We start from the raw sequence: 11,964 nt of genomic DNA on the forward strand, positions 1-11,964 counted from the left end.
GACTCCCGAGGGAGGCCGTCGTGTCGTTGGTTGCAGCGCACTCGGGCGTGATCGTCGTTAGCCGGCGCGGCGGCAAGTTCGCGGGACTCGTCGCTGCTGACGGTGTGTCCGAGTTCGCGAAATCCAAGGACGCAACACGCCCGCGCGCTTCATGATGTCCTGGGCCGTGACGTTCTCGAGCTTCTTGCTGGCTTCGGCCCGCAACTCGTTCGTCTCCCCGGACCGGTATCGGGACACAGCAGGAGCGGGACCGCCCGATCCTGGCAGCAACGGCATCGACACCGCCCATGCGTTCGATCGCCGCACCTCGCTGCGCATGCCGGACGACGTCGGCGTGTGGAATGCGACCCTGCTGCGGCAAGCCTCGACGATGCGCCAACGCACCCGCGGTCCACGGCATGCCGCGATCGCCTACCTCGGCGAGGATGCACCCCTCTGCTGCCGAGGCGTGCAGGTGACGTCCTCGTCGTGAACGCCTTCCGGGCCGCGGTGCGCGCGCATGTGACCTCGCCGATTGCGCTCGCGTACTATGTCTAGGCCGGTGTCCATGTCCTGTCGTCGCCGAACCTGCACACGGGCGTGATCGCCACCAGTAGGCGGTCGGTCATCGGCTCCGCGAATGCTTCCCACGGCTCGACCATCGCCGTTGAGGCTGTGGTCATCACCGATGATCCTGACACCGTCGCCGCCGACAACGTGGGTCTACCCGCCGACAACGTGGGTCTACCCGCCGGCAGACGTGGACTCAGACGCCATCGCGATCCCCCACACCCACAGAACCTTCGGCCACCTCCGGCTAGCCCGAACAGACGTACAGCCGATTTCGTTGCGGACGCCGAGCACCAGCTCGCCGACCTCGGGCACCCCAAGCCCCGACTGACCACCGATCACGAAATCGTCTCCGCCAGCTGCGCGCCGCACTGCTCCAACTTTGGGGCCTTTGAACTACTGCAACCATTACCCGTGTTGAGCAGTGGGAACGACATGTCCCCCCGCAGCGGCTCACCGACATCGCGCCCGGACCTGACCACCCCGCCGCTGCATCCTCGCATTCCGCAAGGGGCTTCCTCGCCGTGGCCGGGCCGTCAGATGGCAACGGTGGACCGGCAGAGCTCTCTTCTGGGGCAGCTTGGTGCACCCAGAAAATGCATGGGCCGTGGGCCTACGACAGATGGCCGTTCACCCGGCGTGGGATACCCCACGGGTTCGCGTCGACGAGTGCGGGAGGGAGATGCGCTTCGTGCACCGATTGGTATGCGACCGGCCGCAGGAACCTCCGAATCGCGGTAGCTCCGACTGACGTGTGAACGGAGTTGGTGGCCGGGTACGGACCACCGTGGTGCTGGGCCCAACTGACGGCGACACCGGTGGGCCATCCGTTCCAGATGACGCGCCCCGCGTAGCGCGCAAGTGCGTCGAGCAGTGCTGCGGCATCGTGGTCATCGTCGGTGCCGTGGACGGTCGCCGTCAGCGTGCCCGGCAGGACAGCCATCGTCGCGTAAAGTTCCGCGACCGATGTGTAAGTCACGATCAATCCGAATGGACCGAAGCACTCTTTGATCAGGGCCTGTGAGTTTCGATGCAACGCCCGAGCGTCGGTCACGCCGATCACCGGGCGGACCGACAGATCGTCCAGATCGCTCTGCTCGGGCGATGACACCGGCCGGACGTCCGGGTGCTCGAGGATCTCCCGGGACACATCGAGGAACGATTGGCGAATTCCTCTGTGCAGCAGACGGAAAGAATCGTCCGCGACCGCGGTTCGGACGAGCCACTCGATCGAACTCTGGTCGGGGACGAACAGAATCCCCGGTTTGGTACAGAACTGACCGGCGCCGAGGAGTAATGATTCGAGGAATTGGCCCGCAATCTTTCCCGACCGTTCCGCAGCCGCAGCAGGTGTCACGAACACCGGGTTGATACTGCCGAGCTCGCCGTAAAACGGGATAGGGTACGGCCGACCGGCTGCCAGATCTGCAAGAGCCCGGCCACCCGATGTCGAACCGGTGAATCCGACGGCCGTGATGCGCGGATCCTGAACGAGCAGACGTCCGACGTCCGCGCCCTGCACTACCCCGAACGTGCCGTCCGGGGCGCCGCCCGCACGAAGTCCCTCGTCGATCGCCCGCGCGTAGGCGGCGGTCAATCGCGGCTGAGCGGGATGCGCTTTCGCGACGACGGGACAGCCGGCGGCCAATGCGGACGCGGTATCCCCGCCCCCGAGCCCGAACGCGAACGGAAAGTTACTCGCACCGAACACCGCGGCGGGTCCGGTGGGTACAAGCATCCGCCGCAGATCGGGGCGCGGAGCGGGAAGCGCGTCCGGATCTGCTGTGTCGATGATGGCCTCCAGCCAGGAGCCCTCCTCGACGACATCGGCGAACATTCGAAGCTGCATCGTGGTCCGCGAGACTTCGCCGCGAAGGCGCGCCTCGGGGAGCGAACTGTCGGCGGCCGCCAGCGGCACCAATTCCGCGCCGTTTGCGTCGAGTGCGTCGGCCATCGACCGCAGAATCTGTGCCCGCCGGCTCGGGTCCGTTCGGGCGAGTGACGTCGCGGCGGTCTCCGCGGCCGAGAGAATCCGCTCGTAATCCTCTGTGGTGGTGTCTGGAAGGGTCTCTATCGCAGTGGTTTCCATTGCTATTCCTGTCGAGTTCGGAGCGTCCCGTGCTGAGGAGGTGGGCCTCAGTGTGCGGGAGAACGGGTGTGACGCCATACCTCCACATGGAGATGGTGTGAGTGCAGTCACGACGCCAGGATTGGCATCACACGAGGTACCGAATGACTTTGGAGGACGACGATGACCGCAACGACGGGCCCACTTGCGGGGGTTCGGGTACTGGACATGACACGTCTGGCACCCGGACCGTACGCGAGCATGCTGCTCGCGGATCTCGGTGCAGACGTGATCGCGATCGGTGGTGGTCGTTCCGGGCTTCCGGTGCCGGCACTGTCCCGAGGCAAGGAATTCATATCGCTGGATCTCAAGACCGAGGACGGCCGCCAGGCCCTGCGAACGCTCGTCTCGGAAGCTGACGTCTTCATGGAGGGATTCCGGCCCGGTGTTGCGGACAGGTTGGGCGCCGGCTACGCGGAACTGTCGGCCCTCAATCCGGGACTCGTCTACTGCAGCGTGACGGGCTACGGCCAGGGCGGACCGATGGCGCAACGCGCCGGTCACGACATCAACTACCTCGCGATCGGGGGCGCCCTCGGGGTCTTCGGCCCATCGGATCAGCCGCCGGTCCCGCCGTTGAACCTGGTCGCCGACTTCGCGGGGGGTGGGTTGCTGTCGGCTTTCGGCATTCTGGGCGCGTTGTACGACAGGACTCGAACAGGTAAGGGCCGGTATATCGATTCCGCCATGGTCGACGGCGTCCTGTCGATGATGGGAATGAACTTCGTCGATTGGCAGACGCCGACGCTGCCCGGCCGTGGACGTGGCGTACTGGTCGGGTCGATGCCGTTCTATCGGTGCTATCGCTGTTCCGACGGTCGATACGTCGCGGTGGGTGCCCTGGAGGTGGCATTTTTCGAGCGGTTGTGGACCACCCTCGACCTCGGAGCCGTACCGAATCATTTCGACGAGTCCACCTGGGACCTCATTGAGAAGTCGCTGACCGCCGAGTTCGAGAAGAAGACGATGGTGGAGTGGACCGCGGTGTTCGCCGACGTGGATGCGTGCGTAACACCGGTGCTCGAACCGCACGAGCTGTCCACGTTCGACCAGATCGTGGCCAGGGATCCGGGATTCGCACTGGATTCGGTCCCGGTGGTCCCCGTGTTCTCCGGCGGACCGAAACGGCGCATCACCGACACCCGCATCAAGACCGAAGAAGTCCTGCGCCGCGCCGGACTTCCCGAAGATGCCGCCGGCCGTGCCGCCGCGGACGGCGTCCCACCCTCCGTGACGGGTCTGAGCTGGCCACCACTGTGACCGCCGACTCCCGAATCATCACATTCCCCGCAGACACCAGGAGCAATTCATGAGTATCGAACACCGCGAGTTCCGCGCGAGCGTCCGCAAACTCGCGCAGACCAAGATCGCACCGCATGCCGCCGACGTGGATGACAAGGAGCGATTCCCGTCGGAATCGTGGGCAGCCCTGTGCAGCAACGACCTTCCCGGACTTGCACATCCCGAGAGCCTCGGTGGGAGTGGAGCCGATCTCCTCTCCCAGGTCATCGCAGTGGAGGAAGTCGCAGCATCCTGCGCAAGCTCGGCGCTGGTGATGCTGGTCAACTGGGCGGGCACGTCCACAGTGCTGAGTCAGGGCTCCGACGAGTTGAAGCAACTGGTGGTACCGGGTGTCGCGTCGGGCTCCGCCGGCGCTGCGTGGTGCATGACCGAGCCGCGCGTGGGTTCGGACCTGTCGGCGATCGCGACGACCGCAGTACAGGATGGTTCCGACTGGATTCTGAATGGGCAGAAGCGATTTATCAGTAATGCGCCGTGGGCCGACTGGTACGCGGTCCTGGCGAAGACCGGCGACAAGTCGCTCGGTGTCTTCATCGTGCACAAGGACGATGACGGCGTCAGCTTCGGTGCGCCCGAGAAGAAGATGGGAATGCGCGGCAGTCCGACGGCCGATGTCGTCCTCGACGGATGTCGGCTTCCCGCTGTTCGTGTCGTCAATGATCCCTATGAGGGGTTCCAGTACATCTCCGCGGAACTGAACGTCAGCCGCGCACTCATCGCGGCGCAGGCCCTCGGAATTGCGCAGGGCGCTTTCGACGCCGCCGTCTCGTACACGACGAACCGCGACCAGTTCGGCCAGCCCATTTCGCGCTTCCAGCTTCTGCGGGGCATGGTCGCCGATATGGCCGTCAAGATCGAGTCGGCTCGTTCGCTGCTTTACGACGCGGTCCATCTCATTCAGGACGGGGATCCGGCGGCGCGCGCAAAGGTGGCCATGGCGAAGCTGCTGTGCAGCGACAATGCCATGTCGGTGACCACCGATGCCCTACAGCTGCACGGCGGTTACGGCTATGTGCGTGACTATCCGGTGGAGCGGATGATGCGCGACGCCAAGATCACTCAGATCTATGAGGGCACCAATCAGATTCAGCGCCTTCTCATCGCGAAATCGGTTTACGGAAAGTAGGGCGTCGTGCAAAACCTTCAACAGCAAGCGCTGAGCGGCATCCGGGTACTCGATCTCGGCGAGATCATGCAGGCCCCCGTTGCGGCGCAGGTTCTCGGCGACCTCGGCGCCGAAGTGATCAAGGTCGAGCGAGGTGTCAATGGAGACATGCTCCGGGGCCTGGATCGCGATTCGCTCGAGGCAGGTCGCCCCGGCGCCTACTTCGCCGCGGTCAACCGTAACAAGCGCAGCATCGCACTCAATCTGAAATCTACTGAGGGGAAGGACATTCTGCATCAGCTGCTCGCGGAGACGGATGTTCTCATCCACAGCTACCGGACCGCGGCGGTCGAACGGCTCGGGTTGACATATGACGACCTGCAGGAGCGTTACCCCAGGATTGTCTACGGTACCGCGACCGGATTCGGGGAAACCGGGCCGTATGCCCACAAGGCCGGCCAGGACATGCTCGCGCAGGCGCTCAGCGGGATGGCGAGGTCGTGCGGCGACCCGTCGATCTCGGCGTACGTGCATCCGGTGCCGATGGTCGATTATGCATCGGGTATGGCTCTGGCGCAGGGGATTTTGGCCGCACTGTTCGAACGCGAGCGTTCCGGCCGTGGCCAGAAGGTCAGCGTCAACCTCTTCGATACGGCACTGTCGCTGCAGACCCTCGAAAGTGCCTCGCTGCTCATGGACCGGCGTGAGACCAACTGGGTGACGGATTGGTACAGCGGCATCTTCGAGACGACGGACGGTTTGCTGCTGGTGCTCGGCCTGTTCCGAGAGAACCCCCTGCAGCTGGCGTGCAAAGCACTCGGCATCGACGATCTGTCCGTCCAGCCGTCCTTCGCGTCGCCACAGCTCCAGGCCGCGAACAAGGAGGCCGCCAACGCGGTCCTGCGTCCACTGATCGCGCGGCTGAGCACCACCGGGGCGGCGGAACTGTTCGACGGGGTCGACCTGCTGTGCGCACCGCTGCTCACCCTGCAGGAGGCGCTCGATCATCCCCAGACGCGCCACAACGGCACGCTCGTCGACGTCGAGGTCGAGGGTGTGCGGACGACCCGCCTGATCGGCAGTCCCGTCACTTTGTCTCGTACGCCCGCACAGGTACGCCGAGGGGTGCCCGCGGTGGGTGAACATTCCGACGAAATCCTGCACGAGCTCGGGGTATCCGAGTCACGTGTCCAGACATTGCGCAGCAAGGAAGTGATCCGATGAGTAATGCGATGCAGACGGACCCGGCGAGCCCGACCACTGGCACGGCCACAGCGATGGTGCTCGAAGCGTTCGGGCAGGCCATGGCGCCGAGGACGTTCCCACGCGTGGATCCCGACGCCGGCGCGGTCGTCGTCGACGTGACGCACGCGGGAATCTGTGGAACGGACATCCACCTGCAGCAGGGTCGCCTGCCCATTCCGGTGCCGGTCATCCTGGGGCACGAGGCGGTCGGTCGAGTGCACGCCCTCGGGGAGGGTGTCACGACGGACGCGCGTGGCGAGGAGCTTCGCGTCGGGGATGCGGTGTCGTGGGCGTCCAACATCCCGTGCGGGCACTGCTACTACTGCGAGGATCAGCAGGAACCGTCACTATGCGAGACCCGCAAGGTGTACGGCATCAATCAGTCTTCGGCCGACTGGCCCCACCTGTCGGGTGGGTGGTCCGAGCAGATCTACCTCCAACCCGGCTCGACGATCGTCCGCATCCCGTCCTCGGTGACACCGCAGCAAGTGATCGCTCTCGGCTGTGCCGGACCGACTGCCGTCCACGCGGTGAACGGTATCGCCAAGCCTGACGCAGGCGATATCGTCGTGGTACAGGGCAGCGGACCGGTCGGACTGGCGTGCGCCATGTACGCCACGCTCGCCGGGGCGGCGAAGGTGATCATCGTCGGCGGACCGGCCAACCGTCTGGAGGTCGCGCGGACGGCCGGCATCGGCGACATCCACATCGACATCTTCGCTGAGACGGATCGAGCGGCCCGCCTGGATCGAATTCTCGCGGAAACGACGGGCGGGCGCGGTGCCGACGTCGTCATCGAGGCCGCCGGTGTACCGACGGCGGTGTCCGAGGGAATCGACATCGCCCGGCGCGGCGGCAAGTACCTCGTCGTCGGCCAGTACACGGACCACGGCACCACTCCGATCAACCCCCACTACATCACGAAGAAGCAGCTGCAGGTGCTGGGAAGCTGGGCGTTCTCCCCGCACAACCACCTCGAATACGTCGAATCGCTACCCCGACTCGCAGCACGGTTCGACCTCGCCTCGATGGTCACCGAGTACCCGCTCGGGAAGGCGGAAGAGGCCATGGGTGACATGCGGGACGGGCGCTCGCTCAAGTCGGTTCTGGTGACCGGAGGTCAGTTGTGACCGGCTCCCGGTACACCGCCGCCATCGACTCGATGCTCGAGCGTATCGACTCGACCGCCAAGCAGACCAGCGGCAAGTTCCCGCACTACGGTGACCCTGAATCCGGCGAGTGGACCACCACTGCCGATGGAAACTGGACGGGCGGATTCTGGGGCGGACTGGCCGCACTCGGCTTCGTGGCGTCCGGTGAGGACCGCCTGTCGCGACTCGCCGACGAGATCACCGAGCAGGTCCTGCCCCGGGAGAGCTCCGATACCGCCTTCCGCGGCTTCCTCTTCTGGTATGGCGCAGCGGTCAACCACCTCGTCACCGGAAGCGCGAGCGCATCGGAGATCGCGCTGGCGGGTGCCCGCGGGCTGCTCGCCAGCTTCAACGATCGAGCGGGCGTGATCCCGCTCGGCGCGGAAGCGGAGGAAGCCGAAGCGGTCGGCGAGGGCGCCGCGAACATCGACGCCGTCCCGGGCACCGTCGCCCTGCTGTCGTGGGCGTCGGCGCAGACCAGCGACCCGCGGTTCCTCGACGCCGCGATCCGCCACGCGGAGCGGCACATCGAGCTCTGTATCCGGGCGGATGGTTCGGTCTGTCAGTCGGCACTGTTCGACACGACCAACGGTGCACTCTTGCGCCGCTACACCCACAAGGGCATGAACGACGACAGCACCTGGGGTCGGGCGCAGGCGTGGGCGATGGTGGCGTACGCCCAGGCCGCGCAGTGGGCGTCGCCGTCCTTCCTGCCGACCGCCGTCCGGCTGGCCGACTGGTGGCTGGACCGCACGCCGACTGCCGGAATCGTGTCATGGGACTTCGACGCCGGCACCGGACCGCACGTCCCGATCGACACGTCCGCCACTGCCATCGCCGCTGCCGCGCTGCTCAAGCTCGCCCGACTGGTTCCCGACCGGACCGACTTCCGGGACAGGGCCGTCGCCCACGTGAATGCGCTCCTCGACCACCTCACCCCGGCCGGACCGCACGACAGCAGACCGGCAGGGATCCTCATGGACGGTTGCTTCGACAAACGCCGGGACTTCGCTACCCGGAACGAGCTGATCTGGGGCGACTACTTCCTGCTCGAGTGCCTGATCAGCCTGGACGGCCGGTCCGATACTCTGACACTGTGACCCAGCCGACATGAACGGGTTGCCCAACGCCGGGGGGAAGAAAGATCGAGGAAAGCCGGTGTCGGAAAGTACGCATACCGCAGCTCACGAGTTCAAGCACTCGGACGTCAGGACGTCCATCCTCGACGACCTCGCGCTCTCGCGTGCCGAACTGCTCGTCCTGACCGACGAAGCGGCGGCCATGACCACGGCAGGTCAGCGCATCCGGGAGATCGGCGACTTCGACATGTCGCTCGTCGGGCGCATCGAGGTCGACGGCGCGATGGTTCACCGCAGTTGGCAGGGGACAAAGAGCAACGCCCTGCACCGACTGGTGGTGCCGGAAGGCGTCGGACTGGGCGGAAAGAGCATCATGCTGCAGAAACCTGTCTGGGTCCGGGACTACCTGTCCGACGCCGGAATCACTCACGACTTCGACGCGCTCGTGGCGCAGGAGGCACTGCGAGGAATGCTCGCAGTGCCCATGGTGTACGAAGGTCGTGTCCTCGGTGCCGTGTACGTCGGCACCCGCGAATATTCGTCATTCGGTGATCGAGTCATCGCGGAGATCCAATCGACCGCCGCGACTGCCGCCGTCACTCTCGTCAGCGCACAGAGGGCCGCAGCCCAGACGGAGCTCGCGATCGAGGCCGAACGGAATCGGCTTGCCGAATCCCTGCACGATTCCGTGAGCCCGGTCCTCTTCCGGATCGGTGCCGAACTGCAGAGTCTGCGTGCACTGGGCGACGCTCAGGCGATCCACGATCGGCTGCAGGAGATCACTGATCAGGTACACGCCGTCAATGCGTCGATTCGCAGGTCGCTGACCGACCTCAGCGCGCGACCCCCCGAGCGGGAACTCCCAGTCGGCATCGAGGAGGACTGCCAGTCGTTCGCGCTTCGGACCGGTATCCCGGCCCGTTTCGTACCGCTGACCGAATCTCCGGATCTCGACGTGAGCCGCGTCGAGGCCCTCCAGCGACTGGTCCGGGAGGCGCTCGTCAACGTCGAAAAGCACGCCGACGCATCCACAGTGGTGGTCAGCTTGTCGGTTCGGTCGGGCAGAGTGACGGTCGTCATCAGCGACGACGGCCGGGGCGTGGACGGGGCCGACGACCCGGTGCGAGGAAGTCAATTGGGGCTCGGGCTGGCCGCAGGACGGCTCGAGCGGCTCGGTGGCGGCATGTCCGTAGTCAGCGACGACGAAAGCGGCACCACCGTGCGCGGCTGGGTAGACGCAATCGACGGGTCGGGTGCATGACCGAGCCGTCGAAGACGATCCGTATCCTCGTCGTCGACGATCATCCGATCGTGCGCGGGGGGGTGGAACTTCTCGCGCGGGAGGACGTGAACCTCGAAGTCGTAGGAGGTGCACTGACCGGGGCCGCGGCGGTCGAGCTGGCCCGCGCCCTCCCCGTCGACGTCATCCTCCTCGATCTTCGACTTCCCGATATCCCTGCACCCGAACTCATTCCGCGACTACGGCGGGTCGCGCCGCACGCGCGGATACTGCTGTTCACCGCGTTCGCCGATCACGGCGCCATCGATCTGTTGATGGAGGCGGGTGCGGACGGATGCCTCGTCAAGGACATCAGCGGGCAGGACTTCGCCACGGCCATTCACCGCGTGTCCGGCGGAATCCGGGTTGTCGACCCGCGACTGGCCGGATCGCGAAGAGTCGTGACATCCGAAGCTCTGTACCGAGCCGGCCTGACCCGGCGCGAATACGAGGTGCTGCGTTTCGCGGCAATGGGTAACAGCAACCCCGAAATCGCTCAGGAACTGTCCCTTGCGCGGAACACCGTAAAAACCTATTTGCAGAGCGCCATGCAGAAACTGAACGCGCGCAATCGCGTCGAAGCCATTGCGCGTGCCCACGAACTTCGCTTGCTCTGAACGCAATTCGTTCACCAGGCAACACATCCCCACCTCTCCACCTGGAGATGTTGTGTGTGCTGGATCACCCATACATTCGAGCCGCAGGAATCATTCCGCAATCGTGGCAACGGAGGCCATACATGTTCACAATGTCCCAAACCTCGAAAGTCGGATTTGCCAGCGGTGTCGGTACGACAGTCGAATGGTACGACTTCTTCATCTACGGCACCGCGGCCGGACTCGTGTTCAACAAGATCTTCTTCCCCGAGTTCGACTCCCTGATCGGCACTTTGCTCGCCTTCGCCACGTTCTCCGCCGCCTTCGTTGCGCGTCCGATCGGCGGAGTGGTGTTCGGCCACTTCGGTGATCGGATCGGACGGAAGTCGATGCTCGTCATCACCCTGACCATCATGGGCTTCACCACCCTCGGAGTCGGGCTGCTCCCGAGCTACCAGTCCATCGGCGTCGCCGCGCCGATCATTCTCGTGACCCTGCGCTTCGTGCAGGGCCTCGCGCTCGGGGGCGAGATCGGAGGGGCGATTCTCATGGCCGTCGAACACGCGCCTGCCGGCAAACGCGGCTACTACGGCAGCTGGGTACAGATGGGAGTGCCGGCGGGATTGATGTTGGGCAACACAGTCTTCCTATTGATGGCCGGGCTTTCTCCCGAAGCGTTCGAATCCTGGGGTTGGCGAATTCCCTTCCTGATCGGGGGTGCGTTCGTCGCGATCGGCCTCTTCGTCCGACTGCACGTCGGCGAAAGCCCGAACTTCGATCGCGTCAAGAAGAACGCAAAGTTGGAGAAGCTGCCCATCGGGGTGGTCCTTCGCCACTACCCCAAGCAGGTCCTCCTGACCTGCGGTGCTTACTTCGCCATCGGGGTCACCTTCTACGGCACCACGGTATTCGGTCTCAGCTACGGCGTCGCGCAGGTCGGCTACACGCGCAACCAGATGCTGACACTCGTCCTCGTCGCCATGGCGGTCACGTTCGTCGCGCTGCCGTTCTTCGGCAAACTGTCGGACTCCTACGGCAGGAAGCCGGTGTTCCTGGCCGGAGTCGTCGCCATGCTGCTGTTCACCTTTCCGTGGTTCTGGCTGGTGAACAGCGGATCCTTCCTGCTGGCGATGGTCGGGTTCGTGGCGTTCTGTCTCGCCTTCTCGACCTCCTACGGCCCGCTCGCAGCCTTCTTCGCCGAAGCTTTCGACACCCGCATCCGCTACACCGGAATCTCCTTCGGGTACACGATCGGCACCCTTGCCTCGAGCGCTCCCGCGCCGATCGTCGCCACGTACCTGCTGGATCGCACCGGCTCCTACGTCGCCGTCGCGCTGTTCATGGTCGCAATGTGCGCCATCTCCGTCGTCTGTGTGATCGCCATGCGGGAGACCTACCGGCAAGATCTGTCCGACACCGACGAAGCCGCGGGACAGGAGCGATTGTCACCGACTTCCACGTAGGCGGCTTCGCCGCCCGTGCGCCCCTTTTGGTGACTTCTCCGTGGGTCGGGGCGAGTAACTGTGGTCA

Annotated in this window: 9 protein-coding genes and 2 pseudogenes; 9 read left to right on the forward strand and 2 right to left on the reverse strand. The window is 65.2% G+C overall.

What is annotated here, in order from left to right:
• Positions 1-38 precede the first annotated feature (38 nt).
• Positions 39-355: pseudogene (locus HGB39_RS39305) on the reverse strand (hypothetical protein); the annotation flags it as partial.
• A 15-nt stretch (positions 356-370) separates the two neighbouring features.
• Here HGB39_RS39305 and HGB39_RS35125 point away from each other — a divergent pair.
• Positions 371-944 (forward strand): annotated as a pseudogene (locus tag HGB39_RS35125) (hypothetical protein).
• A gap of 218 nt (positions 945-1,162) precedes the next feature.
• Here the strand turns inward: HGB39_RS35125 and HGB39_RS35130 are convergent.
• Positions 1,163-2,638, reverse strand: coding sequence for an aldehyde dehydrogenase (NADP(+)) (locus HGB39_RS35130; RefSeq protein ID WP_005560143.1), 1,476 nt, complete (start codon positions 2,636-2,638; stop codon positions 1,163-1,165).
• 162 nt (positions 2,639-2,800) lie between these two features.
• Between HGB39_RS35130 and HGB39_RS35135 the strand changes: the two genes are divergently transcribed.
• The 8 genes from HGB39_RS35135 (at position 2,801) to HGB39_RS35170 (ending at position 11,897) form a co-directional block, all read left to right on the forward strand.
• A complete protein-coding gene (locus HGB39_RS35135; protein ID WP_081276616.1) occupies positions 2,801-3,937 on the forward strand; it encodes a CaiB/BaiF CoA transferase family protein in 1,137 nt (378 codons plus the stop codon).
• A 49-nt stretch (positions 3,938-3,986) separates the two neighbouring features.
• On the forward strand, positions 3,987-5,105 hold the full coding sequence (locus HGB39_RS35140) for an acyl-CoA dehydrogenase family protein (RefSeq protein ID WP_005560141.1): 1,119 nt from the start codon (positions 3,987-3,989) through the stop codon (positions 5,103-5,105).
• A 6-nt stretch (positions 5,106-5,111) separates the two neighbouring features.
• Positions 5,112-6,308 carry a CaiB/BaiF CoA transferase family protein gene (locus HGB39_RS35145; protein WP_005560140.1) on the forward strand — a complete coding sequence of 399 codons (1,197 nt, stop codon included), beginning with the start codon at positions 5,112-5,114 and terminating at the stop codon, positions 6,306-6,308.
• Positions 6,305-7,459: a zinc-binding dehydrogenase gene (locus tag HGB39_RS35150; RefSeq protein WP_043786655.1), complete on the forward strand. Its 1,155-nt coding sequence runs from the start codon at positions 6,305-6,307 to the stop codon at positions 7,457-7,459. Before HGB39_RS35145 ends, HGB39_RS35150 begins: the two co-directional genes overlap by 4 nt.
• The gene (locus tag HGB39_RS35155) at positions 7,456-8,580 is read left to right on the forward strand and encodes a glycoside hydrolase family 88 protein (RefSeq protein WP_005560138.1); all 1,125 of its coding nucleotides are present in this window, start codon (positions 7,456-7,458) and stop codon (positions 8,578-8,580) included. Before HGB39_RS35150 ends, HGB39_RS35155 begins: the two co-directional genes overlap by 4 nt.
• Before the next feature lie 58 nt (positions 8,581-8,638).
• Complete coding sequence (locus tag HGB39_RS35160; protein ID WP_005560137.1) at positions 8,639-9,820, forward strand: GAF domain-containing sensor histidine kinase; 1,182 nt, start codon at positions 8,639-8,641, stop codon at positions 9,818-9,820.
• Positions 9,817-10,455, forward strand: a complete 639-nt coding sequence (locus HGB39_RS35165) for a response regulator (protein WP_005560136.1) — start codon at positions 9,817-9,819, stop codon at positions 10,453-10,455. Before HGB39_RS35160 ends, HGB39_RS35165 begins: the two co-directional genes overlap by 4 nt.
• A gap of 131 nt (positions 10,456-10,586) precedes the next feature.
• A complete protein-coding gene (locus HGB39_RS35170) occupies positions 10,587-11,897 on the forward strand; it encodes an MFS transporter (RefSeq protein WP_064080750.1) in 1,311 nt (436 codons plus the stop codon).
• The last annotated feature ends 67 nt before the right edge of the window (positions 11,898-11,964 follow it).

Origin of the sequence: Rhodococcus opacus (genome assembly GCF_012396235.1) — a bacterium.
In the GTDB taxonomy this organism is placed as follows: Bacteria; Actinomycetota; Actinomycetes; order Mycobacteriales; family Mycobacteriaceae; genus Rhodococcus_F; species Rhodococcus_F opacus.

Bases quoted from the DNA above. Each gene is read 5' to 3' on its own strand.
- HGB39_RS35130 (WP_005560143.1), bottom strand. From the start codon at position 2,638: ATGGAAACCACTGCGATAGAGACCCTTCCAGACACCACCACAGAGGAT.
- HGB39_RS35135 (WP_081276616.1), top strand. From the start codon at position 2,801: ATGACCGCAACGACGGGCCCACTTGCGGGGGTTCGGGTACTGGACATG.
- HGB39_RS35140 (WP_005560141.1), top strand. From the start codon at position 3,987: ATGAGTATCGAACACCGCGAGTTCCGCGCGAGCGTCCGCAAACTCGCG.
- HGB39_RS35150 (WP_043786655.1), top strand. From the start codon at position 6,305: ATGAGTAATGCGATGCAGACGGACCCGGCGAGCCCGACCACTGGCACG.
- HGB39_RS35165 (WP_005560136.1), top strand. From the start codon at position 9,817: ATGACCGAGCCGTCGAAGACGATCCGTATCCTCGTCGTCGACGATCAT.
- HGB39_RS35170 (WP_064080750.1), top strand. From the start codon at position 10,587: ATGTCCCAAACCTCGAAAGTCGGATTTGCCAGCGGTGTCGGTACGACA.